At 68.9% G+C, this 26,351-nt stretch carries 25 protein-coding genes; 15 read left to right on the forward strand and 10 right to left on the reverse strand.

What is annotated here, in order from left to right; genetic code table 11:
- Positions 1 to 247 precede the first annotated feature (247 nt).
- From MMB92_RS14285 to MMB92_RS14300, 4 genes are all read left to right on the forward strand, one after another.
- Positions 248 to 1,705, forward strand: coding sequence for a HAMP domain-containing protein (locus MMB92_RS14285; RefSeq protein WP_277562738.1), 1,458 nt, complete (start codon positions 248 to 250; stop codon positions 1,703 to 1,705).
- Positions 1,702 to 2,349, forward strand: coding sequence for a response regulator transcription factor (locus MMB92_RS14290; RefSeq protein ID WP_277562739.1), 648 nt, complete (start codon positions 1,702 to 1,704; stop codon positions 2,347 to 2,349). Before MMB92_RS14285 ends, MMB92_RS14290 begins: the two co-directional genes overlap by 4 nt.
- Before the next feature lie 170 nt (positions 2,350 to 2,519).
- Positions 2,520 to 2,891 (forward strand): DUF4156 domain-containing protein, encoded by a 372-nt coding sequence (locus MMB92_RS14295; protein ID WP_034202340.1) that lies wholly within the window; start codon positions 2,520 to 2,522, stop codon positions 2,889 to 2,891.
- A 2-nt stretch (positions 2,892 to 2,893) separates the two neighbouring features.
- Entirely contained in the window at positions 2,894 to 4,486 is a 1,593-nt protein-coding gene (locus tag MMB92_RS14300) for a S41 family peptidase (RefSeq protein ID WP_277562740.1), read from the forward strand.
- On the opposite strand, the gene MMB92_RS14305 is transcribed toward MMB92_RS14300, so the two are convergent.
- Together MMB92_RS14305 and MMB92_RS14310 are read right to left on the reverse strand one after the other, a co-directional pair.
- Positions 4,461 to 5,390 (reverse strand): alpha/beta hydrolase, encoded by a 930-nt coding sequence (locus MMB92_RS14305; RefSeq protein WP_058903119.1) that lies wholly within the window; start codon positions 5,388 to 5,390, stop codon positions 4,461 to 4,463. The genes MMB92_RS14300 and MMB92_RS14305 overlap by 26 nt on opposite strands.
- A 6-nt stretch (positions 5,391 to 5,396) precedes the next feature.
- Positions 5,397 to 5,993, reverse strand: a complete 597-nt coding sequence (locus MMB92_RS14310; protein ID WP_006490642.1) for a hypothetical protein — start codon at positions 5,991 to 5,993, stop codon at positions 5,397 to 5,399.
- 407 nt (positions 5,994 to 6,400) lie between these two features.
- Between MMB92_RS14310 and MMB92_RS14315 the strand changes: the two genes are divergently transcribed.
- Positions 6,401 to 7,066 carry a cation diffusion facilitator family transporter gene (locus MMB92_RS14315; protein ID WP_077176945.1) on the forward strand — a complete coding sequence of 222 codons (666 nt, stop codon included), beginning with the start codon at positions 6,401 to 6,403 and terminating at the stop codon, positions 7,064 to 7,066.
- Positions 7,067 to 7,261: 195 nt separating this feature from the next.
- Here the strand turns inward: MMB92_RS14315 and MMB92_RS14320 are convergent, their stop codons facing one another.
- A complete protein-coding gene (locus tag MMB92_RS14320) occupies positions 7,262 to 8,452 on the reverse strand; it encodes a LuxR family transcriptional regulator (protein ID WP_012493335.1) in 1,191 nt (396 codons plus the stop codon).
- Between the two features lie 282 nt (positions 8,453 to 8,734).
- On the opposite strand from MMB92_RS14320, the gene MMB92_RS14325 reads away from it, so the two are divergent.
- The 3 genes from MMB92_RS14325 to MMB92_RS14335 all read left to right on the forward strand — a co-directional run bounded on the left by MMB92_RS14325 (position 8,735) and on the right by MMB92_RS14335 (position 12,231).
- Positions 8,735 to 9,673: an alpha/beta hydrolase gene (locus tag MMB92_RS14325; protein WP_277562741.1), complete on the forward strand. Its 939-nt coding sequence runs from the start codon at positions 8,735 to 8,737 to the stop codon at positions 9,671 to 9,673.
- Positions 9,670 to 10,794, forward strand: a complete 1,125-nt coding sequence (gene ribBA / locus MMB92_RS14330; RefSeq protein ID WP_265225479.1) for a bifunctional 3,4-dihydroxy-2-butanone-4-phosphate synthase/GTP cyclohydrolase II — start codon at positions 9,670 to 9,672, stop codon at positions 10,792 to 10,794. The genes MMB92_RS14325 and ribBA overlap by 4 nt, the downstream gene beginning before the upstream one ends.
- A gap of 201 nt (positions 10,795 to 10,995) precedes the next feature.
- Complete coding sequence (locus MMB92_RS14335) at positions 10,996 to 12,231, forward strand: NADH:flavin oxidoreductase (protein ID WP_277562742.1); 1,236 nt, start codon at positions 10,996 to 10,998, stop codon at positions 12,229 to 12,231.
- Between the two features lie 4 nt (positions 12,232 to 12,235).
- Here MMB92_RS14335 and MMB92_RS14340 read toward each other — a convergent pair whose 3' ends face one another.
- A complete protein-coding gene (locus tag MMB92_RS14340) occupies positions 12,236 to 13,363 on the reverse strand; it encodes a VOC family protein (RefSeq protein WP_277562743.1) in 1,128 nt (375 codons plus the stop codon).
- A gap of 358 nt (positions 13,364 to 13,721) precedes the next feature.
- Between MMB92_RS14340 and shiA the strand changes: the two genes are divergently transcribed.
- The 3 genes from shiA (at position 13,722) to MMB92_RS14355 (ending at position 17,265) form a co-directional block, all read left to right on the forward strand.
- The gene (gene shiA, locus MMB92_RS14345; protein WP_058903117.1) at positions 13,722 to 15,029 is read left to right on the forward strand and encodes a shikimate transporter; all 1,308 of its coding nucleotides are present in this window, start codon (positions 13,722 to 13,724) and stop codon (positions 15,027 to 15,029) included.
- Positions 15,030 to 15,233: 204 nt separating this feature from the next.
- Positions 15,234 to 16,535, forward strand: a complete 1,302-nt coding sequence (locus MMB92_RS14350; protein WP_006485223.1) for a UDP-N-acetylglucosamine 1-carboxyvinyltransferase — start codon at positions 15,234 to 15,236, stop codon at positions 16,533 to 16,535.
- A gap of 358 nt (positions 16,536 to 16,893) precedes the next feature.
- Positions 16,894 to 17,265, forward strand: a complete 372-nt coding sequence (locus MMB92_RS14355; protein ID WP_012493332.1) for a DUF4440 domain-containing protein — start codon at positions 16,894 to 16,896, stop codon at positions 17,263 to 17,265.
- Between the two features lie 45 nt (positions 17,266 to 17,310).
- Here MMB92_RS14355 and MMB92_RS14360 read toward each other — a convergent pair whose 3' ends face one another.
- Entirely contained in the window at positions 17,311 to 17,544 is a 234-nt protein-coding gene (locus tag MMB92_RS14360; RefSeq protein ID WP_011547707.1) for an AbrB/MazE/SpoVT family DNA-binding domain-containing protein, read from the reverse strand.
- A gap of 150 nt (positions 17,545 to 17,694) precedes the next feature.
- On the opposite strand from MMB92_RS14360, the gene MMB92_RS14365 reads away from it, so the two are divergent.
- On the forward strand, positions 17,695 to 18,468 hold the full coding sequence (locus MMB92_RS14365; protein ID WP_006485222.1) for an IclR family transcriptional regulator C-terminal domain-containing protein: 774 nt from the start codon (positions 17,695 to 17,697) through the stop codon (positions 18,466 to 18,468).
- Between the two features lie 18 nt (positions 18,469 to 18,486).
- Here MMB92_RS14365 and MMB92_RS14370 read toward each other — a convergent pair whose 3' ends face one another.
- From MMB92_RS14370 to MMB92_RS14390, 5 genes are all read right to left on the reverse strand, one after another.
- Entirely contained in the window at positions 18,487 to 20,787 is a 2,301-nt protein-coding gene (locus MMB92_RS14370) for an ATP-dependent DNA helicase (protein ID WP_277562744.1), read from the reverse strand.
- Positions 20,784 to 22,478 carry a VRR-NUC domain-containing protein gene (locus MMB92_RS14375; protein ID WP_205670768.1) on the reverse strand — a complete coding sequence of 565 codons (1,695 nt, stop codon included), beginning with the start codon at positions 22,476 to 22,478 and terminating at the stop codon, positions 20,784 to 20,786. Before MMB92_RS14375 ends, MMB92_RS14370 begins: the two co-directional genes overlap by 4 nt.
- Positions 22,479 to 22,573: 95 nt before the next feature.
- Complete coding sequence (locus MMB92_RS14380; RefSeq protein ID WP_060266071.1) at positions 22,574 to 23,455, reverse strand: MipA/OmpV family protein; 882 nt, start codon at positions 23,453 to 23,455, stop codon at positions 22,574 to 22,576.
- Between the two features lie 203 nt (positions 23,456 to 23,658).
- Positions 23,659 to 23,970, reverse strand: coding sequence for a hypothetical protein (locus MMB92_RS14385; protein ID WP_006479035.1), 312 nt, complete (start codon positions 23,968 to 23,970; stop codon positions 23,659 to 23,661).
- A gap of 315 nt (positions 23,971 to 24,285) precedes the next feature.
- Positions 24,286 to 24,585, reverse strand: coding sequence for a hypothetical protein (locus tag MMB92_RS14390; protein ID WP_012493330.1), 300 nt, complete (start codon positions 24,583 to 24,585; stop codon positions 24,286 to 24,288).
- A 134-nt stretch (positions 24,586 to 24,719) separates the two neighbouring features.
- Between MMB92_RS14390 and MMB92_RS14395 the strand changes: the two genes are divergently transcribed.
- The 3 genes from MMB92_RS14395 to MMB92_RS14405 all read left to right on the forward strand — a co-directional run bounded on the left by MMB92_RS14395 (position 24,720) and on the right by MMB92_RS14405 (position 26,340).
- Positions 24,720 to 24,968 (forward strand): hypothetical protein, encoded by a 249-nt coding sequence (locus MMB92_RS14395; RefSeq protein ID WP_006491222.1) that lies wholly within the window; start codon positions 24,720 to 24,722, stop codon positions 24,966 to 24,968.
- A 336-nt stretch (positions 24,969 to 25,304) separates the two neighbouring features.
- Positions 25,305 to 25,736 carry a CBS domain-containing protein gene (locus MMB92_RS14400; protein ID WP_006491217.1) on the forward strand — a complete coding sequence of 144 codons (432 nt, stop codon included), beginning with the start codon at positions 25,305 to 25,307 and terminating at the stop codon, positions 25,734 to 25,736.
- A 100-nt stretch (positions 25,737 to 25,836) separates the two neighbouring features.
- Positions 25,837 to 26,340: a PRC-barrel domain-containing protein gene (locus MMB92_RS14405; RefSeq protein ID WP_265225481.1), complete on the forward strand. Its 504-nt coding sequence runs from the start codon at positions 25,837 to 25,839 to the stop codon at positions 26,338 to 26,340.
- The last annotated feature ends 11 nt before the right edge of the window (positions 26,341 to 26,351 follow it).

The raw sequence follows: 26,351 nt of genomic DNA on the forward strand, positions 1-26,351 counted from the left end.
CCGTTAGATATCCAATCATTCGCCAATTGAGTTTTGACATTATTTCTATAATGTCGAGTGCGATGGTTCATGGCCTCGCATGTGCCATCGCGGGAGCTGTTGGCCGCCTCGTCTTCGCCCCAACGTGGTTGCCCGGCAAAAACGCCGCTGCAACCGCCTCGAAAAAACGTCAACATGGCGCGATTGAAGGCTGGCCGCCCTGCTTTGCCGGGGCAACGGTAAAAGACAGAAGAACGAGGAGCCCGCGTTGCGCACATTCCGGATCGGCTTTCGCGGCTTGTTCGTCAAGCTCGTACCGACGTTCATCGTCGTGGGGTTCGTCGCGATGGTGCTGTCGTCGGTGCTGACGAGCGTGTTGTGGCGCGCGCATGCCGAAAGCGACATTCGCCGTTTTCTCGGCAATCTCGATCGCCCTGCACTGGCCGCCGCGACCGGCGCCGTCGACTTGCGCGACCCGCTCGCCTGCCGCGCCGCGGCCGACGCGATGTTCTGGCAGATCGCACGAATCGGCGCGCGCGACGTGATGGATTTCGCGCCGATGATGGGCTTCTTCGGCGCCGGCCGGTTGCAGGTGCGCATCGCGCAGCCGGATGGCGCGGGATGCGAAACGTCGCCGGTCGCGTCGCCGCTGCTGTCCGATGCGTTCGCGGCGACACCGGCCGACCCGGCGGCGCCCGACACGATGCTGCATCGTGACGGCGACTGGGCCATCGTCACGCGCATCGCGCTGGCCGGCGGCGCGATCGCGCGGATCGGCGTCCATTACTGGCCGGGCTGGCAACTCCACTACGAGATCGCGGACGACGCCTCGGCCTACGACCTGATCCGCACCGTGCTGTATCTCGGTGCGATGGGCGCGAGCTTCGCGGGCTTGCTCGTCTGGTTGCTGGTGCGGCGCGTGCGGCGGATGACGGCGGCGGCCGACCGCTGGGCGGCCGGCGACTTGTCGGCGCGGATCGCCGATGCGTCGCGCGACGAACTCGGCGCGCTGGCCGCGCATTTCAACCGGATGGCCGATGCGCTCGCGCGGGCGTTCGGCATGCAGAAGGCGCTCGCGGTATCGGTCGAGCGCACGCGCATCGCCCGCGACCTGCACGACACCGCGAAGCAGCGCAGCTTCGTGCTCGGCCTCAAGCTGACCGAGCTGGAATACGAGGCGCAGCGTCATCCCGACCTGTTGCCGACCGTCGGCGCGGCGCGACGTCTGGCCGATCACCTGCAGCAGGATCTCGACAACGTGGTGACCGGCTTCAGCCTGCCCGCGATTGCCGAGGACGGCCTGCGTGCGGCCGTTTCGCACGCGGTGCGCGACTTGCTGGCCGGCTCGGGCATCGCGTGGTCGCTCGACCTGCCGGATGCCGCGGCGCGCACGCTCGATGCCGATCCGGCGGCCGCGCACGAGTTGCTGATGATCACGCACGAGGCGGTCGCGAATGCGCTGCGCCATAGCGGCTGTCGCCGCATCGACATCGCGTGCGAACCGGGCGACGCGGGTCACGCATCGGCCGCCCGTCCGCCGGCACACTGGCGATGGAGCGTGCGCGACGACGGCGCCGGTTTCGACCCGGCCGCCGTGCCCGTCGGCATGGGGCTCGGCAATTTGCGCTGGCGCGCGGACGCGCTGCCCGGCGGCAGGCTCGACATCGTGTCGGGCGCGGACGGCACGCGCGTGACCGTCCATTTCAATCCGATGGAGACCACATGACCACCATCCTCGTTGCCGACGATCACGCGGTCGTGCGCGAAGGCATCCGTGGCCTGTTGCGGCTCGATGCGTCGTTCGAGATCGTCGCGGAAACGGACGACGGCGCGTCCACGGTCGAGCAGGTACGCGTGCATCGTCCCGACGTGCTGTTGCTCGACCTGATGATGCCCGGTATGGGCCACGCCGGCGTGCCGGCGGTGATTCGTGCGATTCGGGCGGCGAGCGGCGACACGCACATCATGGTGCTGACGTCGTCCGACGACGATGCGCTGGCACTGGCCGCGATCGACGCCGGCGCCGATTCGTTCCTGCTGAAATCGATGCGCGGCGAGCGTTTGCTGCAGGCGATCCATGCGGCCGTCCACGGCGAACCGACGCTGCACCCCGGCATCGCGCAGCGCATGATCGGTGCGTTGCGCAAGCCGCCGCGCAACCCGTTCGCCGCATTGACCGCGCGCGAGCTCGAAGTGCTGCGCTGCCTGGCCGAGGGCGGCAGCAACGCGCGCATCGCCGCGACGCTCGGCATCACGGAAAAGACGGTCAAGACGCATCTCGGCAACGTGATGTCGAAACTGCATCTGGCCGACCGCACGCAGGCCGTCGCGCTCGCGTGGCGCGAAGGATTGATGGCGCCGAAAACCTGACGTCGCCGAGCGGCCAGTGCCGGCCGCGCGTCGACCGCGCTTCCCCGTATCTACGACTTTCGTCGGATCCTTTCCGTCGCCAGCGCGCGACCTTCGCCCGATGCGCGGCGCGGCCGGCGTCCCTAAAGTGGCGCTGTCGCGCGATTCCGCGCATTCGTTACGGCGAAAACATGAGACCTGCCTGGCTGTTGTGCCTTCCTGTCGCGCTGGCGGCATGCGCGCCGCTCGAACCTTCCGCCGCGGGGCGCGACGTGCGCATCGTCACGAGCGACCCCGGCGGCACCTGCCGCCACCTCGGCGACGTGACCGGCAGCCGCGGCAACTTCCTGATCGGCGGCTTCATCCCCGATGCGACGCTCGAGACCGGGGCGCGCAACGACCTGAAGACCCGCGCGGCCGCGCTCGGCGGCAACGTCGTGGTGCTGCTCACGCAGCGCGGCGTGCAAAGCGGCAGTTTCGACGGTACCGACGGCGGCTACCTGCGGCAGACCGGCGTCACGCTGACCGGCAGCGTGTATCGCTGCCCGGGCGCCGGGGCGTGACGATGCGTGCCTTCGCCACCCTGATATGGAGCCTCGGTATTTCCGGCTGGCTGCCCGGCTGCGGCGGCGACGGCAACGAGCCCGTCGTGCCGGGCGGGCTGCCGTCCGCGCCGCCCGAGATGCTGCGCGCCGCGTGGCAGGACGGCGCGTTCGTGCCGCAGACACACGGTATCTGGGCGCTTGCCGGCACCGGCGCGATCGCCGAGATCGGGCCGCACGGCGCGGTCATCTACAACACGACGCGCACCGGCAACCTGTGCTGGCGCGATCCCGCGTACAACGCGAGCACGGCGGCCGTCGCCGGCCTGATCGGGATGTATGCACGCTGGCGCGGCGGCATGGTCTTCACCGACTCGCCGGACGGCATGCAGCTGCATGCGCGCCCGCTGGCTGCGCTGCCCGACGCGTGTCGCATGACGGGCAACGGCGCGCCGTCGCCGCTCGCGACGTATGACGCGGTCGCCGCCCTGCTGCTCGACTTCCATTCGTTCGCGGCCGACTACGGCATCGACTGGGCGGCGCGTATCGCGCGACTGCGCCCGCAGGCCGCCGCCGCCGGCAGCGACGCGGCGCTCGGGCCCGTGCTCGATGCGCTGCTCGGCGCACCGGTCGATGCGCATACCAGCATCAGCGACGAAAACGATTCGTTCACGCTCGGCTGGCGCGACGAAAACGCACCGCAGCAGACCTTCCGCCGGTTGCGGCATGCGTGGATGCAAGAGGCGCCCGCTACGTCGTTTCCGGCCTGGCTCGGCGTGTGGCACGCGCGGCAAACGCAGGCGCGGCTCGGCCTCCTGCGCGCCGATGCGCGCGGCATCGAATTCGACGGCAGCCTGGTCTGGGGCGTGCTCGACGGCAATATTGGCTATCTCGCGATCGACCGGATGGGCGGCTTTGCGGGCGGCCCGATCGCCGACATCGAGCAGGACCGGGCCCGGCTCGCCGCCACGCTCGATGTCGTGCTCCAGCGGCTCGGGCAGACGCATGCGCTCGTGCTCGACCTCGCGTTCAACCAGGGCGGCGCGGCGCAGATCGCGCACGACATCGCCGCGCGCTTCGCCGACCGCAAGCGGCTCGCCTATACGCGTGCGCTCCCGCAGGCGGCCGGCATCGCGCCACAGCGATTCCATGTCGAACCGGGCGGCGCCGTGCGCTATGCGAAGCCCGTCGTCGTGCTGACGAGCGACGTGACCGTCAGCGCCGGCGAATACCTGACGCTGATGATGCGCACGCTGCCGCACGCGATCCAGGCCGGCCAGACCACGCAGGGTGCGCTGTCCGGCGGCTTCGGCAAAGGGTTGCCGAACGGCTGGATGATGGGCATCGCGAATCATGTGACGCGCGATGCAGCCGGCATGTCATACGAAGCACGCGGAATCCGGCCCGACGCGGAATTCGACGTGATTCCGGACGATGCGTCGGACTCGGGTTACGGCCGCGCCGTGTTGCGCGCCGCGGCGCTTGCCGGCGAAGCCGCGCTGTCGCACCGGACGCGGCGCACCATGCGCGACCGACCCAACCACCGCGCGCGAGGGCGGCCCGGAGCGCGACGCATCACGGCGCGGGCCTTCAACGGCCCGACGCGGCTTCCCTGAGGAAATCGAGCAACTGGCGTGTCAGGAAGGCCGGATTCTCGTCCGGCAGCCAATGGCCCGTATTCGGCGCAACGGCTCCGCGAACGTCCAGCGCCAGCTCCCTCGCCATGTCGAGTTCCTTGGCGCCGTTGCTCTTGTCGCCCGCGAGCGCCAGCACCGGCATCGGGAGCTTGTGCTTCATGAACGCCTTGAACCGCGTCTCGTCCTGCGGAAACGCGCGATAGAGTTCGAACCCGGCGCGTAGCGCGCCCGGCGCCGCGTAAGCGTCGGCGTAGACGGCGATATCGTCGTTCGACAGCGCGACGTGGGTTCGCTTCTTGTAGAAATCGAGGATGTACGCGCGCTCCTTGCCCGCAATCAACATTTCCGCGATATCGCGCTGCTGATGCAAGCCGAAATGCCAGATCTGCGGATCGGCGCTGGCCTTCGCTTCGTCCCAGATACGCGTGCCCGGCACCGGAACGTCGAGCATCGCAAGTTTCACGATCTCGGTCGGCCATTGCGCGGCGTACGCATAGGCCACCATCACGCCGATGTCGCGGCCGACGAGGTGGATGCGCGTCGCGCCGAGCTGGTGAACGAGGGCGCGGATGTCGCCCGCCATCGACGCCTTGTCGTAGCCGCCGAGCGGCTTGTCGGATTCGCCCGCGCCGCGGTAATCGACCGCGACGACCCGATACCCGTCTTCGGCGAGTGCCGGCATCACGTGACGCCACGTGTACCAGGTTTGCGGCCAGCCGTGCAGCAGGACCACCATCTCGCCGTCGTCCGGGCCGCCGGTCACGTAATGGAGTCGGACGTCGTCGAGCTGCGCGTAGCGTCGGCTGAAGCGCCGCTCGAAACCGGCCGGCAGGCCCGGCGCCGGCATCCCTGGCATCGATTGTTCGGATCGTTCGTTCTGCATGGGTCGTCATCCGTTGCTGTGTCGGTCGCCCAGCCTGTCGACCTGCTTCACGCCCCGGAGCAGCCATGGCCGAAGTTGCCTCGTGAGGAGCGGCATGATGATCCAGGTCAGCGATGCGGTCAGCAGCGCGGAGCTGAGCGCGAGTTGGACAGGACGCTCCGACGCTGGCAGGAGCGCGTTCAGTAGGTACGTGATCGACAGCAGGGCCGGATAAACGGCCAGCCACGTCACGAGAAACGTTTTCCACTTCGGTGTAGCGGGCTTGCCGGCGATCGCGAACCACGCATCCATGCCGACCGCGGCATCGCGATGCTCGTCCGATATCGTGTCGCCCTTCGCCACCAGCTTTCGTCGCTCCGCGGAGGCCTCCCACGCATGCAGGTGCGCCGGCGAGTCGAACCGATAAATCAGGTAGTTGATGCCGCTGGAATCGCTCAGGCGAACGTTTCCGAGGTGCCCCGGGTAACGCCGCGCCGCCGCGTCGATCTCGCGCGCCCAGCGATCGAATTGCCTTTCCCGTCCCGGATGAACGACGCGACCGACGACGATCGTGCTGGACTCACGCATCGTGTCGGGTGGGTGAAGGTGCTGGCTGTCGTGCATTGAGGCGCTCACGGGAGTGGGCGGTGAATTTCGTCGCCCGGCAGCTGCCGGTGGCGGCCGGGAAAACCTCGGATACGCGGTCCGGGCGAACCTGCCGGGCTGTCGCGAAAGCAAACCGCGATCCCGCTCGCAAGCCGGCCGCGTCGCTCATCGCGCTTCGGCGCTCCATCGGGCGGCCTGCGGCGACGGCGCGGCAGCGTCATCCGATGCCAGCGAATCCGCTACCAAATGAACGCGCGCTGTAATTTTTTCAGCGCAATCGAAAGCGGTGAGCGCGACGGGTGACCGGTCAGCGGATCGCCATGCGCCGAATCCTCGCGCCGCGCCCTCGTTTCGTCTTGTCATTCGCGTGCCACCGTAGGCCGGTAACGTTCGAAGCCGTCCCCGATTCCGACAAGCGATCCGCCATGCAGCGCCCGTCGCGCGCCACGCCCCACGTCTACGCAGCCACGTCCCGCGCACTCGTCGTCAGCCTCGCGATCAACCTGCTGCTGCTCGCCGTCGAGACGGCGGCGGCATGGTCCGCGCATTCGTCGGGGCTGCTCGCGGACGTCGCGCATGCGGCGATCGACCTTGCGGCCGATGCGCTGATCCTCGTCGCCTGCCGGCTCGACGCGCGCCTGCCGCCGCAGCGTCGCCCGACCTACGAGCCGCTCGCGCTCGCGGGCCTCGGCGCGTTGCTGGCCATCACCGGCGCGCAAATGATCTGGCATGCGCTGACCCGGTTCGATACGCCGCCGGTCGTGCAGCCGGGCGCGACCGCGCTCGCGCTGGTTGCGGTCACGCTCGCCGGCAAGGCCGTGCTGTCCTGCTGGATGCTGCGCAAGGCGCGCGAGACCGGTTCCGCGCTGCTCGAGGCGAGTGGCTGGCACGTGCGGACCGATGCGCTGTCGTCGTTGCTCGCGGCGCTCGCGATGAGTGCGGCGCTGGTTGGCTTCGGCCGCCTGGACGACCTGGCCGCGCTCGCGATCGGCGCGCTCGTGATCCGCACCGGCGTCGCCTTCATCCGGCGCGGCTGCGCGCAGTGGCCGGCATGGGCCGATTGGGCGAATCGCTCGACGCGCGGGTCGTGAACTCGGGTAGCCGCACGACCCGTCGCCCAATCGATACGCATGAGCGACGGCACGGGATGAAAAAGAGGCTCGCGCGGTGCGAGCCTCTTTTGCGTCAAGTCGCCATCGTCGCGACGCCGGTGAAGTATCGATCGATGCCGATGTATTGCCGGGCGAACGCATCCGTTGCCGCTTGGTCGGCATCGACTACACCATTCACCCGAGCGGCACGACACTCCCGAGCAGAATCCGCACCAGCGTCGCCTGACGCGTGACGCCCGTCTTCGAGAAAATCGCGCGCAGGTGCGTACGCGCCGTGTTCTTGCTGATTCCCGATTCGTCCGCGGCTTCCTCGAGCGTCAGCCCGTTGGTGAGCAGCAGCGCGAGCGACGTCTCGGCCGGCGTCAGGTCGAACAGCTTGCGGATGATTTCCTGCGCGCCCTGCGGCTTGCGATCGGGATCGCGCAGGAACAGCGTGACGGCCGGCCGGCGCCGGTTGTCCTCCGACCAGTCGGACAGCAGCACCGTGCGCACCAGCAGCCCGAGGCGCGGCTTGTCGAAGCTGCGCGTGATCGGCATCGCCTCGACGGTTGCCGCGGCTGTGCCGTGATGCCCCATCACCGCGTGGCGGATCAGCCGCTTCAGCGTGCGGTTCTCCTGCGCGTCGGTCGCCTCGATCGTGCCGCGCGCGATCGTCAGCCCGTTGTTCTGCTTGAGGATCTCGTCGGCGACGCTGTTCATGTCGATGATCGTGCCGTTCTCGTCGAGCGCGATCGTGCCGACCTGCATGCGGTCGATCGCGTTCGCGTAGATCGAGCGCTCGACCTCCGCCGAATCGAGCCGCGAATGCAGTTCCACCGCGCGCTTCAGGTGCGGCAGCAGCAGCGCGCAGACCGCCTTGTCGCGCGCGGAGAACTGCTTCGACGCATGGTTGCGGCACACGCGGAACCGGCACTCGACGCCCGACGGCGTGCGCAGGTCCGCGCCGAGGATATAGCGCACGTCCTGCGGCTTCAGGAACTGCTTGTACAGCTCGCTCGACAGCCAGCCCGTGTCGCCGAACACGTCGTCGACCGTGACGACGCGATCGGCCGGCAGGCCGACGAACGGGTCGAGCGAATAGTAGTAGTTGTTGTACGACGCCTCGCCGTCGCCCGGAACGACCGGGCCGAATTCCGACGCGTGCACGGACAGCGGCGCGCGGCGATCGCTCGCGGCCGCGCGCAGGATCAGCGTCACGTAGTTCGCGTGCAGCCAGCGACGGACGAGCTCGAGCGCGCCGGCCCACGGCGGCGTCTCCAGCGGACCCTGGTAGATGCGCGCCATCAGCTCGCTGAAATCCGCGACGCCGATGTCGGCCTCGTCACTGGTTGCCTGGCTCTCTTGCGGAGCCCATCTCGTCTCCATCAGCACGCTCCATCCTCCATACGACATGTTTGCGGTGCGACCGAGCCGCGCCGCCATGATTTAAGACGCGTCTAAATTCCGGCGTCATCGGGAGATTCACTGAATGGCGAGAATTGGCCATCCGGGCGGGCAAACCATCGTCCGATCGGATGATGTGGCGCCCTGCCCGCTGCGCTGGAATGCCCGTCAGGCCGTGCCGGCAAGCGTCCGGCGCGGACTCAGGGAAAACCGGGACACGGGTTTACCTGATTCAGACCGCATCCGATTCAGACAGGAGTTCCCATGCCGCTCGACCCCCAGGCGCAGGCGCTGCTCGCCGCATTCGCCCAGGCCCCCGCGATCGATTTCGCGCAGCTCACCGTTCCCGCGTACCGCGCGAGCCTCGCCGCCGGCGGCGCGTTCGCGCCCGGCGATGCCGTCGCCGCCGAAGCGGACTGGCAGATCCCGGCAGCGGGCCGTCGATTGCCGGCGCGGCTGTATCGGCCCGCCGTCGACGGGCCGTTGCCGCTGACCGTGTTTTTCCACGGCGGCGGCTTCGTGTCGTGCGGCATCGACTCGCACGCGAACCTGTGCCGCAGCCTCGCGCATCGGGCGTGCACGCTCGTGCTGTCGGTCGACTACCGGCTCGCGCCCGAGGCGCGCTTCCCGGCCGCCGCGCACGATGCGTGCGACGCCGTGCGCTGGGCGGCGGCCAGTGCACGCGATCTCGGCGCCCGCGCCGGCGCGGTGGCGGTCGCCGGCGACAGTGCGGGCGGCAATCTCGCGGCGGTCGCCGCGCTGCAGTTGCGCGGCTCGGGCATCGCCATCGCGCACCAGTTGCTGCTGTATCCGGTCGTCGATTGCGCGACCGAGCACCCGTCGTACGAATCGCTCGGCAACGGCTATTTCCTGACGGCCGACATGATGCGCTGGTTCAAGGGCCACTACTTCGACGACGGCGCCGATCGCGCGTCGCCGCTCGCGAGCCCGCTCGCTGCGCCGGATGTCGCGGGCGTCGCGCCGGCGACGATCGTCAGCGCCGAATTCGATCCGCTGCGCGACGAGGCCGAAGCGTATGCGCTGCGTCTCGCGCGGGCCGGCACGCCGGTGACGCTCGTGCGCTGGCCGGGCCAGTTGCACGGTTTCGCGAGCATGCTCGGCGCGGTCGACGCGGCCGAGCACGTGCTGACGTTCGGCGCCGACGCGCTGCGCCGCGCCTTCGACGCGACGGAGGCGTCATGACGCTCGCCGGCACGCTGGAGATCGTCGACGAGTTGCGCGCGGGCCGCATGGTCCTGCTCGTCGATGAAGAGGATCGCGAGAACGAAGGTGACCTGGTGATCGCCGCCGATCACGTGACACCCGACGCGATCAATTTCATGGCGCGCTTCGGGCGCGGGCTGATCTGCCTGACGCTGACCGCCGAACGCTGTGCGCAACTGCGGTTGCCGCCGATGGCCGACCACAACGGCACGCCGTTCGGCACCGCGTTCACCGTCAGCATCGAGGCGGCCGAAGGCGTGACGACCGGCATTTCGGCCGCCGATCGCGCACATACGATCCGCGTGGCCGTGCGTTCGGGCGCACGCCCCGACGATCTCGTGCAGCCCGGCCATGTGTTTCCGATCGCCGCGCGGCCGGGCGGCGTGCTCGTGCGCGCCGGGCACACCGAGGCCGGTTGCGATCTCGCGGCGCTGGCCGGGCTCACGCCCGCGTCGGTGATCTGCGAGGTGATGAACGACGACGGCACGATGGCGCGGCTGCCGGAGCTGAAGGCGTTCGCCGCGCATCACGGGCTGAAGATCGGCACGATCGCCGACCTGATCCATTACCGCCGCGAGCATGAGTCGCTCGTCGAACGCGTCGGCGAGCGACCGCTGCATACGCCGTGGGGACGGTTCCGTGCGATCGAGTATCGCGACGCCGTGCACGACGCGCCGCATCTGGCGCTCGTGCGGGGCGAACCCGATCCGGCGACGCCCGTGCTGGCGCGCGTGCACGAATGCCATTCGCTGCTCGACCTGCTCGACGCGGAGCCCTCCGCGCATTCGTGGCCGCTGCACGCCGCGCTGCAGCGCATCGATGCGGCCGGCTGCGGCGTGGCGGTGCTGCTCGATTGCGACCTGCGTGGCGACGCGCCGCGGATGCCGGCCGGTACGGCGCGCCGCGACGGACGCGTGACGGGAATCGGGTCGCAGATCCTGCGCGACGTCGGCGTGCGGCGGCTGAACGTGCTGTCGAGCCCGTTCCGGCTGCCGGCGTTGTCGGGGCACGACCTGGAGATCATGGCGTTCATTCCGCTCGGCGACGACGATCCGGAAGGCGCGCGGGCGATGCCGGCGAATTCATTGCGGGCGGCGTGAGGGTCGGCGCGGGTAGCCGGGGCGCGGCACGCTGCCGTTCGGTGCCGTGGAGGGGTGTTTCGTCGATGCCTGCCAGCCACCGTGCGTGCTCGACGGGATCGCGGCGGGCCGCCGCGCGGCACCGCGGCTCATCCACGCGGACGATGCGCGCCCGTCCCGCCGCCGCACAATGGTCGCCGTGCCCATCCTTTCGTCCGCCCCATGGAATCAGCTGACCTCACCACCGCGTTCAGCCCGCTGCAGATCGGCCCGTTGACGCTGCGCAACCGCCTGATCAAGTCCGCCACCAACGAAGGGATGACGCCGAACGGCGTGCCGTCGCGAGCGCTTGTCCGCTTTCACGAGCGCATCGCCGAGGGCGGCGCCGCGTTGACGACCGTCGCATACTGCGCGATCAGCGACGACGGTCGCACGTTCGTCGACCAGGCCCGGCTCGACGCACCGACGGTCCGGCAATTCCGCGTGCTGACCGATGCCGTCCACCGTCACGGCGCGGCGGCCTCCGCGCAGATCACGCACGGCGGCTGCTTCACGTTCCTGCCGTCGCTGTCGACGAAACGGCCATTGAGCGCGTCGGGCGGCTTCAACAAGGTCGGCGTGATGAGCGGCCGCTTCCTGAAGCAGGCGATGACGCGCGAGCAGATGTCGGCGATCGCCGACGAGTTCGCGCAGGCGGCGCGGCATGCGCGCGACGCCGGCTTCGATGCGGTCGAGATTCACATGGGGCACGGCTATCTGCTGAGCCAGTTCCTGTCGCCGCTGTACAACCGCCGCCGCGACGCGTATGGCGGCGACGCCGCGCGTCGGGCGGCCTTTCCGGTCGACGTGCTGCGCCGCGTGCTCGACGCGGTGGGCCGCGATCTCGCCGTGGTCTGCAAGATCGGCGTGACGGAAGGCGTGCGTGGCGGCGGCACGGCCGACGACGCGTGCGAGATCGCGCGGCGGCTCGAAGCCGAAGGCGCGCACCTGCTCGTGCTGAGCGGCGGGATGAACGTCGAATCGGTATGGCAGTTGTTCGGCAGCCCGCTGCCGGGCGATGCGCGCGCGAATGCCGACAATGCGATCGTGCGGGCCGCGATGGCGCTGCAGACACTCACCGAGCCGAAGATGGGCGCGTTCCGGGAGATGTATTTCCTGGAGCATTCGAAGCAGCTGCGCGCGGCCGTCCGGATGCCGCTTGCCTACCTCGGCGGCGTGCGCTCGCGCGACAACGTCGCGCGGGCGATGCGCGAAGGGTTCGACGCGGTCGCGCTGGCACGGGCGCTCGTGTTCGAGCCGGGTTTCGTAAACGGGCTGCGCGACGGCCGGCTCGCGCAGTCGGGCTGTACGTCGTGCAACCGCTGTGTGGTGTCGATGTACACGCCCGGTGGCACCGCATGCGTGCTGCGCGAGCCGAACGACCCCGCGCCGAACCGCGTGCCGGCCGCCGGCGCCTGATCGTTCAGCCGGCGTCGCGCGCGCGGGCAAGCGCCGCGAGGTTGCCCTCGCCGAACCCGTGGTGCCCCTTGCGCTGCACGATCTCGAAGAAGATCTCGCCGGGGCGGCGCTTGACGAAGGTCTGGAAGAACAGCCTCGGCACACCGTCGCTGCCGATCTCGCCATCGACCAGCACCGCGCGGCGGCGCAGCGCGTCGAGGTCGACGCCATGCGCCGGCAGCCGCGCGTCGACGTCGTCGTAATAGCGCGCGGGCGGCTCGATGAACTCGACGCCGTTCGCACGCAGCGCATCGACGCACGACAGGATGTCGTCGGTGGCCAGCGCGACGTGCTGCACGCCCTCGCCCGGATGATCGGGCAGGTACGCATGCATCAGCTCGGTGCGGCGCGTGCCTTCCTCGTAGACCGGAATCCGCACCGCGCCGCACGGCGACACCATCACGCGCGATTCCTCCGACACATGCCAGTGCGCGTCGATCTGATGGATCTCGCGAAAGTGCAGCAGGTCGTGGTAGAAATCCAGCCACTCCTGCATGCGGCCCGCGCCGACGGTTTGCGTGAAGTGATCGACCTGCTGCAGGCCGACGCCCGCGCAATCGAGATCGGTATGCGCGGTCGCGATGTCGATCGGCCGGAAATCGATGTCGAAGATCGAGATGTCGCCGACGCCGCCGCGCTGGCCGTCCCGCCCGCGCCAGCGGTCGACGAAATACAGGTGCGAATCGCCGATCCCCTGGATCGCCGGGATCTTCAGCTCGCCGACCCCGACCTTTTCGCCTTCGAACGCCCACGCGCCGAGCTGGATCGCACGCTCGAACGCACGCCGGGCGTTCGCCACGCGCAACCCGATCGCGCAGACGCCCATTCCGTACTCCTCCGCATAGCGCGCGGCGAACGAATCGGGCTCGGCATTAATCAGGAAATGCATCTGCCCTTGCCGGTACAGCGTGACGTTCTTGCTGACGTGCCGCGCGATCGCCTTGAACCCGAATTGCTCGAAGCGTTGCGCGAGCGCTTCCGGCACGGGCGCCGCGAATTCGACGAATTCGAGGCCGGCCATCCCGAGCGGATTGGCGGCCGAATCGGCGACGGGCGGCGTATCGCTGGACAATGGGTGGGAATTGCCGGGCATTCCAGTCTCCGGGGACATGCGGTCGATGGGGATTCGTGCCTGTCGCGTGCGGCATGCGCGGCCGAGGTGACGGCGGCGCATGCGCCCCGAACGGGCGAGTTGTCGATGCTGCAGATTTTAACCAGATCGTTCACGGCGGCACACCCCGGCCGAACGGGATATCGTCGCACCGCCTAGTGCAAACCCGGAAAGCGTTCGATAATCGCACGGACTTGAACGATAATCGCGCACATTGCCCGTTTGGCCAATTGCCGCCATGTGGCGCGCGCCCTATTCTCCGTTCACCCTTCGACTTCAATGCAGCATCGGACGCGGCCCCGCCACGATTCCACGATGCGCCGTGCCAGGAGACATTGCCATGACCCCCACCTTCGACACCCTCGACGCCGCGGCCGGCGCCCGTGCGCGCAGCCAGGCCCGCAAGGCCGCGATCGGCAGCTTCGTCGGCGCCGTCGTCGACTGGTACGACTTCCTGCTGTACGGGATCGTCGCCGCGCTGGTGTTCAATTCGGAGTTCTTCCCGAAAGTCAGTCCGACGATGGGCACGCTCGCGGCGTTCGCCACCTTCGGCGTCGGCTTCCTGTTCCGGCCGCTCGGCGGCATCGTGTTCGGCCACTACGGCGACCGGCTCGGCCGCAAGCGGATGCTCGTGCTGACCGTGATGCTGATGGGGCTGTCGACGGTCGCGATCGGCCTGCTGCCGGCGTTCTCGACGATCGGCTGGTGGGCGCCCGTGCTGCTGGTGCTGATGCGCGCGATCCAGGGGTTCGCCGTCGGCGGCGAATGGGGCGGCGCGGCGCTGATGGCCGTCGAGAGCGCGCCGAAGCAAAAGAAGGCGTTCTACAGCAGCGGCGTGCAGGTCGGCTACGGCGTCGGGCTCGTGCTGGCCACCGGCATCGTCTCGATCCTGAGCCATACGCTCGGCGAGGCCGCGTTCAAGTCGTGGGGCTGGCGCCTGCCGTTCGTGTTCAGCATCGTGCTGGTGCTGATCGGGCTGTGGGTGCGCAAGAACATGGACGAATCGCAGGAGTTCGTCGAGAAGGTCGAGCATGGCAACCGCAAGCTGCGCCTGCCGGTGCTGGAAGCGCTGACGCGCCACCCGAAGGCGTTCCTGCTGATCGTCGCGCTGCGGCTCGCCGAACTGTTCACGATGTATATCGTCACCGCGTTCGCGCTCAGCTATTCGACGACGAACCTCGGCATGTCGCGCGACCTGTTCCTGAACATCGGCCTGCTGGTCGGCGCGGTGAGCTGCGTGACGATCCCGTGCTTCGCGTGGCTCGCCGACCGCTACGGCCTGCGCCGCATCTACCTGATCGGCGCGCTGATCGGTCTCGCGTCGGCGGTACCGTTCTTCGTCGCACTGGAAGCGCGGTCGATCGCATGGATCGTGATCTTCTCGATCCTGCTGGCGAACGCGGCGCACGACATGGTCGTGAGCGTCCAGCAGCCGCTGTTTACCGAGCTGTTCGGCGCCGAATACCGCTACAGCGGCGCGGGCGTCGGCTACCAGTTCGCGAGCGTCGTCGGCGGCGGGTTCACGCCGTTCATCGCGGTCGGCCTCGTCAGCGTGGCCGGCGGTTCGTGGCACCTCGTCGCCGGCTATCTCGCGGTCGGCTGCCTGATCTCGCTGGTGGTCGCGGCGCGGATGCGGGCGGCGCAATGACGGTGTGAGCGGATGGCCGGCCCGACGTGCGGCCGGCCATTGTGTCGGGCCGGACGGCATTCGGCCTGCCGTATCTCTGGCGCGACGTCAAACACTGTCAGTTAAGCGCGCCGATTCCCCCTTTTCCCCTCTGAACATTCCACGCCGCGTGCCGACCAATGGCATCATATGGGCCTACGTCAGTCACCGATACGCCCCCATATCATGTCGAATCTCATCGTCCACGGCGGCACTCCGCTGCGCGGGGACATCAAGCCGTCCGCGAACAAGAACGCCGTCCTGCCGATTCTGTGCGCCACCCTGTTGACCGATCAGCCGCTGCGTCTCGTCGGCGTGCCGGACATCACCGACGTGCGCAAGATCCTCGACATCTTCCGCACGCTCGGCAGCGACGTGTCGGTCGATTTCACGACGGGTCTGCTCGAACTCCACCATCGCGACACGAAGTTCGATCCGGCGGTCCACCGGCTGCCCGAGGCGATGCGTTCGTCGATCATGCTGATTCCGCCGCTGCTCGCGCGCTTCGGCGTCGCGCGGCTCGAAAACGACGTGAAGGGCTGCACGCTCGGCGTGCGCGAGATCGATCCGCACGTCGAGGTGTTCGAGCGATTCGGGGCGCACATCGAGCGCACGCCCGATTCGCTGATCGTCCGTACCGACGGCCCGCTGACGGCCAACGATCACTGGCTCGACTACGCATCGGTGACGACCACCGAGAACTTCGCGCTGTGCGCGACGGCCGCCAGCGGCACGTCGACGCTGATGAACGCGGCGTCCGAACCGCACGTGCAGGAGTTCTGCCAGTTCCTCGCGATGATCGGCGTCGCGATCGAAGGCATCGGCACGTCGCGGCTCTGCGTGACGGGCGGCGGCAAGCTCGGCGGCGGCGAGTTCCGCTTCGCCGAGGATTTCCACGAGATCGCGACGTTCCTCGCGCTCGGCGCGATCACGGGCGGCGACATCACGGTGCGCAACTCGTCGCCCGAGCATTTCCCGCTGATCGACCGCACGTTCGCGAAGTTCGGCGTCACCGTCACGCACCGCGACGGCTGGTCGCGCGCGGAACGCGACGGCCCGCTGCGCGTGCGCCGGCCGTTCACGCAGAACATCCTGACCAAGGTCGAAGCCGCGCCGTGGCCGTACTTGCCGGTCGACCTGCTGCCGATCTTCATCGCGCTCGGCGTGCGCGCGGAAGGCAGTGCGATGTTCTGGAACAAGGTCTACGACGGCGCGCTCGGCTGGTCCGGCGAACTGTCGAAGTTCGGCGCGCACGTGCTGTTGTCCGATCCGCACCGGCTGATCACGTTCGGCGGGCTGCAACTGACGCCGGCCCGTGTCGAGAGCCCGTACATCATTCGCGTCGCGATCGCGCTGCTGATGGTGGCCGCGAGCATCGAAGGTCGCTCGGAAATCATGAACGCGCTGCCGATCCGCCGCGCGCATCCGCATTTCGTCGAGAACCTGCGTTCGGTGGGCGCGAACGTCGAGTGGACGAGCAGCGAGTAAGGGCATGACGGATGCGGCGCGCGGAATAGTCGCGTCGCATCCGGTTCCTCGGCTTTTCATGCCGTATCGGCCGCTTCCATGCGCGGCCGCGCAGCGTTCTGCCATCGGTTGCCATCTGTTTACGGCAGCACACTGCGTGCTGCTTCACGCCTCTTTCCCGCAGTCAGCGCCAGCCCGACAATGCGTCATCGGGGCGTCTACTCCCGCGCCCTGCCGGCATTTTCCCGCTCACGGCACAACCAGATTCAGACCTGTCCAATTGCCCAAGCATGAGCCCGGCCATAGGCTGCCTTCCTGACCCCGGCGGATAGCGCCAAAAAACCGCGCACCCGCGCTCCAGCAGGACAATGCACCGCCTATGGAACCCCGATTCACCCTGGCGCAGATGCGCGACGTCTGGATCGACGCGTATCGTCACGCCGATGTCGAACAGCTCGATTTCGTCGCAAGCCCGAACTTCTTCGTCCTGCACGAAGCTCACATTCGCACGAAAGCGCAATTTCTTGCGCGAATGCGCGTCGTAGCGGCCGAACGTGCATCGAACAGATCGGGTATCGCATATCGGGACGAAACCATGCAAATCGTTACGCGCGGACAACGGGCGACGATAACGGGCATCGGGACGGTACGAATCAACCAGGCAATCGATTCCCGCTTCGATTTCGTCGAGCAGTGGTGCGTGATCGACGCGCGATGGCGCATTGCCTCGCTCCGCCACGAACACAAGTAAGCTGGACCGCGCCGCGGCTGCGTCCCGGCGCTTGAATGAGTCGACTCAATCCGACTCGTTTGCGTCGTTCCGCCTGAACCTGAAATCGCCTGGTAGCTTGCCTCTGAAACGCCTCAACGGCAGGAGAATTGCTTCGGGGCTCGCGTTGCGGCTCTCAGCCAAAGCACCTGCACGGTAAACGACGATTTCGACTTCGTCGCCTTCACGCAGCCCCCACTCATCGACCAGACCGGCCGGAAGGCGCACGGCCAGACTATTCCCCCACTTCGCAACCCGCATACGACCTCCTTGAATAGATGTCGTCGACTCTATATCTGCCGCTATCCAGCGGACAAGGATGGTGGATCGACCGATTTCCCGTTACCCGACCACTCGCGCGATAATCGACCACTCCTGCGCGAACACCGCGCATCTCCCCGCGCGCCGCCCATGACGAAAAAGCCCGACCTCGACCGACGCGACTGGATTGCCGGCCTCGAAAAAGGCCTGATGATCCTGGAGGCCTTCGACAGCCAGCACGCGCGCATGACGCCCACGCAGGCCGCCGCCCGCACCGGCCTCACGCGCACGGCCGCGCGGCGCTACCTGCTGACGCTGGAATCGCTCGGCTACGTGTACACCGACGGCAAGCTGTACGGCCTCACGCCGCGCGTGCTTCGGGTCGGCTGGTCGTACTTCGATTCGGCGCGGCTGCCGCGCACGGTCCAGCCTTATCTGCAGCAGCTGAGCGCGTCGCTGAACGAATCGGCGTACGTCAGCGTGCTGGACGGCTGGGAACTCGTGTTCATCGCCCGCAACGGCGTGTCGCGCGTGATGACGACCGGCTTCGTGCTCGGCGCGCGCGTGCCGGCGCCGTTGACGTCGCCCGGTGTCGTGCTGCTCGCCCATCATCCCGATCGCGAAGCCGTGCGCGCGTGGCTCGACGAGACCGAGCTGCCGCCGTTCACGCCGCACACGATCACCAACAAGGCGCGGTTGCTCGAACAGGTCGACCAGGCGCGCGATGCCGGCTACGCGGCGATCGAGCAGCAATTGCAGGTGGGCGTGCGCGGCATCGCGGTGCCGCTGAAGAACCGTCACGGCGAAGTCGTCGCCGCGCTGAGCACCAACATGCCGATCGGCGCGGAAACGACCGACGCGGCCGTGCGGCGCGTGCTGCCGCACCTTCAGGAAGCCGCGCTCGCGATGCTCAACGTGCTGTAGCGACGACCGGCAACGCCGTCACCCGATCCGCCACCACCGCGGCAGCAGATTGCGCACTTCGCGTCGCCGGTAACGGTCGTCGATCAGATGCACGACGCCCTCGTCGTGCTCGGTGCGGATCACGCGTCCGGCCGCCTGCACGACCTTCTGCAGCCCCGGATACAGGTACATGTAGTCGTAGCCGTTGCCGAAGCGCGCGTCCATCGCGCGCCGCATCTGCTCGTTGACGTCGTTGACCTGCGGCAGCCCGAGCGTCGCGATGAACGCGCCGATCAGCCGCTCGCCGACCAGGTCGACGCCTTCCGAGAACGCCCCGCCCAGCACCGCGAAACCGACGCCGCGTCCGCCCGCGTCGAAGCGCGCGAGAAACGCATCGCGCTCGCTTTCGGCCATGCCGGGCGCCTGCGCCCACACGGGGACGTCCGGATGGCGCGTCTGCATCAGCGCGACCACGCGCCCGAGATAGTCGAAGCTGCTCAGGAAGCCGAGATAGTTGCCGGGGCGCGTCGCATATTGCGCGGCGATCAGGTCGGCGATCGGTTCGAGCGAGCGATCGCGGTCGCGCCAGCGGGTCGACACGTGGCTCGCCACGCGCACCGTCAGTTGCTCGGCGCGGAACGGGCCGTCGACGTCGAGCCAGCCCGTATCGCCGGGCAGCCCCAGCGTGTCGCGGTAGAAATGGAACGGGCTCAGCGTGCCGGAGAACAGCACGGTCGCGCGCGCGGCGGCGTAGCGCGGCGCCAGGAAACCGGCCGGGATCACGTTGCGCACGCACAGCGTCGACTGGACGCGGCGCCGGCGGCCGGCCGCCGCGACGCCGTCGAGCACGGGCTGGCGCGGCATCGGTTCGCCGTGCAGCGTCGCGTCGAAGATCGACGCGCTGTCGAACGCTTCGGCCAGCACGCCGAACTGGATTGCTTCGAAGTGAAAGCGCAGCAGCGCGTCGCCGTTCGCGCGCGGCGCGTCGGTCAGGTGTTCGCCGATCGCCGCGACGAGGTTCTGCACGGCCGACACGATCGGGCCCGGCACGTCGGGATAGGCCGCATAGCGTTCGGCCTGCGCACGATTGAGCGTGCCCCACGCGCGGGCGAGCCGGTCGAACGCCTTGCGCAACGCGGCGGGCGCGGCTTCCCGCGCGGCCGCGAACGCGAACGGATCGAGCGACGCGCTGTACATCTTGCGGGCGCGATCGAGCAGGTTGTGCGCTTCGTCGACGAGCACGCCGACGCGCCACTGGTTCTGCTGCGCGAGCGTGTGCAGCATCGCGCTGCCGTCGTAGTAGTAGTTGTAGTCGCCGATCACCATGTCCGACCAGCGCGCGAGTTCCTGTGCCAGGTAGTACGGACAGACGTCGTGCGCGAGCGCCGCGGTGCGCACCGTATCGCGATCGAGCAGTCCGGCCTCGATCGCCGCATCGCGCGCGGCCGGCAGCCGGTCGTAGAAGCCTTTCGCGAGCGGGCACGATTCGCCGTGACACGCGTTGTCCGGATGCTCGCACGCCTTGTCGCGCGCGACGAGTTCCAGCACGCGCAGCGGCAGCGCGGACGTGCCGGCGCCGAGCGTCGTTGCCGCTTCGAGCGCGAGCGCGCGGCCGGGTGTTTTCGCGGTCAGGAAAAACACGTGGTCGAGCTCGCCCTCGCCGCATGCCTTCAGCAGCGGGAACACGGTGCCGAGCGTCTTGCCGATGCCGGTCGGCGCTTGCGCCATCAGGCACTGCTCGTCGCGTGCCGCGCGATAGACGGCCACCGCCAGTTCGCGCTGGCCGCTGCGGAACTGTCCGTGCGGAAACGCGAGCGCACGCAGCGCCGCGTCGCGCGCGGCGCGATGGCCCGTCTCGCGTTCGGCCCAGCCGACGAAGCACGCGCACTGCTCGGCGAAGAACGTCGCGAGCGTGCCGGCATCGAGCGTTTCCGTCAGCACGGTCTCGCGCTCGGACACGATGTCGAAATACACGAGCGCGACGTCGATTTCCCCGAGGTCGCGCGCGGCGCACATCAGATGCGCATAGACCTTCGCCTGCGCCCAGTGCAGCGCGCGATGGTTGGCCGGCATCGCGTCGAGGCTGCCGCGATAGGTCTTGATTTCCTCGAGCCGGTTCGCCACCGGATCGTAGCCGTCCGCGCGGCCGCGCACGGTGAGCGTGCCCCACGTGCCGGTCAGCGCGATTTCGGTTTCGTAGCGCGCGCCGCGCTTCGACGTGACCGCGCCGTGCCCGGCAATGCCTTCGAGCGCGGTCGGCGCGGGCGTGAAGCGCAGGTCGAGATCGCCGCGCCGCGCGGTGAACTCGCACATCGCCCGCACCGCGACGACGTAGCTCATGCGGACAACCCCGCCGCCTCGGCGTGCGCAACGCCCTCGCCGGCCCACTCGACGTCGACGACGCGCACCGGCATGCGGTGGGCGATGCAGTACGCGAGCCAGCGCGTCTGGTTGTCCTGCAGCCGGTCGCCCGGGCCCTTCACCTCGATCAGCTCGTAGCGGCGTTCGGCGGGCCAGAAGCGGACGAGATCGGGCAAGCCGGACCGGTTGCTGCGGATATCCGCGAGCAGGCGCGTGAACCACAGCCGCAGGTGTTCGGGCGGCAGGCAGGCGAGCGCTTCGTCGAGCAGTGCGTCCGTCAGCACGCCCCAGAACACGAACGGCGATTGCAGCCCGGCCTTCGTCGCGAAATGCCGGCGGATCGTGTCGCGGTACGCGCCCGAATCGAGCTGCGCGAAGCAGGCATCGAAGGCCGCCGCGCGGCGCACGGCGAAATCGGGCGCATGCAGGTCGGCCGGGCCGCGCTGGAACGGGTGAAAGAACGCGCCGGGCACGGCCGCGAACACGGGCTCCCAGCACAGCAGCCCGAACAGCGAATTGATCAGCGTGTTTTCGACGTAGTGGACCGGCGACGCCGGCTGCGCGAGGTGGTCGCGCACCGCGAACTCGACGCTGACGAACGCGTCGGGACGCGCGAGCACGAGCGTCTCGCGCGGCACGTCGACCGCAGCGGCCGCGCGTTCGACGCGCTGGCCGGCGCGACGCTGCAGGCGCGGCAGCATGCGCTCGACGCGCTGCCGCTCCTCGTCACTCTCGAAGCCGCCGCGCGCGTCGAGCGCCAGCGCGAGCGCGTCGTCGTCGCGCCCGCAGCGTTCGAGCACGCGGATGCGCCGGTGCCGGCTGCCGGGCCACGCGCTGCGCGTGTACACGTCGAGCGCGGCGTCCCAGTCGGCACGGCGTTCGCACGCCTGGCCGAGCGCGAACAGCAGCTTCGCGCGGCGCGTCGCGAGCCACGGTTGCGCGCAGTCGACTGCGTCCAGCGCGCGGATCAGGTCGTCGAACGGCAGATCGTCGGGCCACGCGTCGAGCGCGTCGCGGCACATCTGCAGCGCGAGATACGCGTCGACGTCGCCGCGCTGCTGGAACGCGCGCGACGACGGCGCGATCGGCACGCTTTCGTACTGGAACACGCCGAGATCGGCGAGCACGAATTCACTCCAGTCCTGATGCAGATTGCCGAAGAACATCAGCCGCAGCCGGTCGCACAGCGCGCCGACCGTCACACGCAGCACGCGGTCGTCGCACTGCGCGCACCACGCGTCGAGCGGTTGCGCGACGTCGTGCGCGGGCCGCAGCCGGTCGAGCCAGTCGGACTTGCGCTCGCCCGCATGCGCGGCGAGCGACGGAAAGATGCGCAGCAGATCGGCCTTGGTCGACAGCGCGAACAGTTCGTCGAGCGTGAGCGCCGGCGCCGGATCGACCCAGCCGAGCGCGACGAGCGGCGCAGCGGCGTCGAGCGGGCAGCCGATCTCGTCGTACACGAGCTTGCTCGCGCGGAAATCGGACCCGTTGCGCATCAGCATCCGCACGAGCAGCGCGCGCGACGCCTGCGGCAGCGTCGCGAACTGCCGGACGAACGCGTGCTCGTGCGCATCGAACAGGTCGTCGTAACGCTCGCCGAGCCAGGTCAGCGCGCGTTCGAAATTGGTCAGGTAGTAAAACGCCGGGGGCGTGGGCGAGGCAGGCGTCACGGGGATCGATCACTGTACATTTGTACAGGTCGCAATCATATCAAATGTGACGGACGATGCCGCATGCGGCATCGCCCTTTCGCTGCCCGCCCCGGTCAGAACTGGTAATTCACCGACATGTCGAACACGCCGTTGGTCGACTGCTGCGTGATCGGGCTGCGCGCCGCGCGGCCGACGAGCTGCTCGATCGCGCCGTCCATCGTCACGAACCAGTGCTTGTTCACGAACCACACCATCGTCACGCCGAGGCCGGCCGACTTGATCCCCGCCCCCGACGAATAGGTCGGCAACCCCGAGCGAGCGGCCGCGCCCGGGTTCACGCCGAACCAGCTGTTCATGTAGCGGGAATCGGCGAACGTCACGGTCGGCCCCGCGAACCAGAAGAAGTGTTCGTTGCTGCCCGGCATCGGCATGTACGCGGAGAAATCGCCGGTCCAGCCGTTCGACCCGCCGATGCTGCGCCGGACGTCCGCGCGCAGCACGAGCGGGAAATCCTTCGACACCACGTAGTCGGCCGCGAGTTTCATCACGGGCGCCGCGTTGATGTTGTCGAGACCGTTCAGGTGGCCGAGATCGTCGGCCGAACGGCGTCCGAGGTCATAGCCGACCGACAGGCTCACGCGCCAGTTCGGCCCGCGCAACACGTTCGCGCCGAGCCCCTCGCCGGTCGACAGGAAGAACAGGTCGCGATAGCGGATGTCGAAGTTCGGGCCGCCCATCACGCGATAGCGGTCGGAGCCCGCATAGCGCGGCTGCAGCGTCATCGCGGCGCCGACGCTCACTTGCCAGGTGGGGATATTCGGATCGAAGAGTTTCTGGAGCGGTACGCCCGCCGTGTACTGCCATTCGCCGAGCGGCGAAGGCGTCTGGGCCGACGCGTCGCGGGTGCCGGCGGCGGCGAGCGCGGCGAAGGCCGACAGGCCGGATACGAACCGGCGTGCGCCGGGGGACAGCAACAGGCGAGCAACAGGGGTCAAGGCGGTCTCCGTCGGTTGCGCGAAACGAACCTGAAGGAAAGCGCGTCGCGCTTCATCGGCCGCAACAGCCGGCGGCCTGCCGCGCGAACGTAGCGTGCGCTGAATTAACGGACATCCTACGCGACACGCGCGCAGACGCAAAGCGCCCGTTGTGCACGGGCACTTTGCCGAAATCCGGCATGAGCCGGCGAATGATTGCGGAATCAGAAACGCTCGACGTGATAGTCGCCGGCGAGCGCGGCCGGACTGCGCGTCGACATCATCCGCGAGAAGCCGTCGGCGAGCCGGCCGAGCGCGAGCTGCTTCTGGCTCGCGTCCCAGTGCGTGTAGGTGTCGTACGCGGCATCGTCGAACGAAACGGTGACGGCGACCGGGCGGCCGCTGGCGCGAAAGCCGATCTGCAGCACGCCGCCCGGCAGTTCCTCGATGTGATAGTGCAGCGAGCGCGATTCGAAATAGCGGCCCAGTACCTGAGCGATCGCGCGCTTGTCTGGCGATTGCACGTGAATGTCCATGTCGGTCCTCCTTTTCAAGGTTCGCGCGGCCGCTCGCGGCGCATGGCCTCCGCCCGGCATCCGCATCGGCGGCGGGTTCGACGGCGGATCGCCCTGCGGCAGCCCGTCGGGCACGGGCGGATCGACCGGGTCGTCGTGTCCGGGCGGTGGCGGATCCGGATCGACGTTGGGTGTCGTCGGTTCGGGGCGATGCAGCATGGATGGCGTGTTCATGTCACTCCCGCGCGACGGCGCGCGCATCTCGATGGCGAGGCGAGCGCCCGCAAGCACCGTGCCTGCTCTCGCGCCGCGGCCATCGGGCGTTTGGTTCATCGGTCATTCGTCGTAAGCCGCCATGACGAGCCACATCGTGCGCCCCTCGGCGCTCAGTTGCACGGCGAGCGCGAACGGATCGGACGGCTCGCATCGCGCGATGAGCGCCTGCTGCGCGCGCTCCGGGCCGTCGTAGACGGTGTCGTTCAGTGCGCGTACCTCGTCCTTGCCGTCGAACATGCGGCGCTCCGGCCGATAGACCAGCGATTCGCGTTTCCACGTCGCGAAGCGTTCGCGCACGTGGCCGAAGTCGCCGCCGCAGACGTTCGCGTCGTAACGTATCCTTTCCCTGGCTGCATTCATCACGATGTCCTCTCGTCCATGCCGGACGCGTGCGCGTCGTATCCGCATGCCCGGCCCTCGCCGGCTTGCAAGCGCCGTGCCGCGGACACCGCGGGTACGGCGCTTGCGCCTTCTCATCGACAAGGAGGTTGACCATGACCGTTCACGCCCCCGGCCGCCGCGACGCCGTGTCACCGGCTGCCGGACTGCTCCGGCTCGCCACGTCGCGCCCGCCGTCCGAAGACAAGACGGAGGAGCGCATCGACGAAGGGCTCGAGGAGACGTTCCCGGCCAGCGATCCGCCCGCCGTCGGCGGTGCGACGCGTATCGACCCCGCCAAGCCGTCCGGCGAGCACGAACGTCGCGCGCCGCACGTCCCTTCCCCGCCCCGCGATCACGGCTGACGGCGGCACCCGGCGCGCGGTGCATGGCAGCAGCGGCGCACCGGCGAAATCAGGAGCGATCCGATGAAAGTCCTTGAACGCAGATGGCATGAAATCAGCGGCGCGGCCGGCGTCGCGGCGCTCGCCGCGATCGAAAGCGCGGTGGTGCTGGCAATCGTCACGGTGACGGGTATCGGTCACTGACGTCCCGCACCGACCGGCCGCGGCGCCGCCGTGGAAGATGTACAAGCGCGGTGGCAAATTTCTCCGTCGCCCGGCCGCCCAGGCCCGGCGTGCGCGCCGTGCGCGCGGCACGCGACCTGCTCCCGTATCGTTCCGATCACGAAGGAGGCGTTCATGTATCGCGTCAACGAGATCATGTCGCGCGACGTAGTGTGCGTCGCGCCGACCGACACGATCCGCCATGCGGCCGAATTGATGCAGCGCTTCGATATCGGCGTGCTGCCCGTGTGCGACGGCACCGAACTCGTCGCGATCGTGACCGACCGCGACCTCGCGGTGCGGGCGCTGTCGCACGGTCATTCGCCCGATACGCCGGTTCAGGCGGTCGCGTCCCGGCCGGTGCAGTGGTGCGTCGAGGACGATGGCGTCGGCGACGTCCAGCAGCGGATGGCCGACGTGCAGTTGCACCGGTTGCCGGTGCTCGACCGCAGCCTGAAGCTGGTCGGCATGGTGTCGCTCGGCGACATCGCGACGCGCGCCGGCGGTCCGGCGCGCGACGAGCTGGCCAATACGCTCGAGGACGTATCGCTGCCGCGCCGCCGTTGATCGGCGTCCCTCATCACCTCGCGGCCCGTTCTCCCGGCGCATTGCCCGCGCGGCGAATTCGCATGCGCACCGGGTTGCCGCTACGATCAGGAGGTTTTCGATGACAACGGACAAACCGTCGCGCGACCCCGCGCACATCGTCGGCACCCGTCCGCGCACGGCCGTCGGCGGACCGGGGCCCGACGTGATGGCCGCCCGCACGTTCGAAGGCGATCGCGTGCTGACGATGGATGGCGACGACGTCGGCAAGCTCACCCACATCATGCTCGACGTGCGCGCCGGGCGGGTCGCGTATGCGGTCGTGTCGTCGGGCGGCCTGCTCGGGTTCGGCGACAAGCTGCTCGCGGTGCCGTGGAACGCGCTCGTCCTTGATGCCGAGCGCGAGTGTTTCGTGCTGCCGGTCAACACCGAACGCGTGCGCGAGGCGCCCGGTTTCGACAAGAGCCGGTGGCCCGCGATGGCGGACCCGGAATGGGCCGAAGCACTGCATGCGTACTATGGCCGCTCGCCGTACTGGCTGATCGAGGAAGGCGAAACGGCGCTCGATTCGCCGCCGTACGAGGCGTCGCCGGGCGGCCCCGAGGACGGCACGCGGCAGCACTGACGCCTAGCCGC

Source organism: Burkholderia sp. IO2 (assembly GCF_029522185.1).
In the GTDB taxonomy this organism is placed as follows: domain Bacteria; phylum Pseudomonadota; class Gammaproteobacteria; order Burkholderiales; family Burkholderiaceae; genus Burkholderia; species Burkholderia cenocepacia.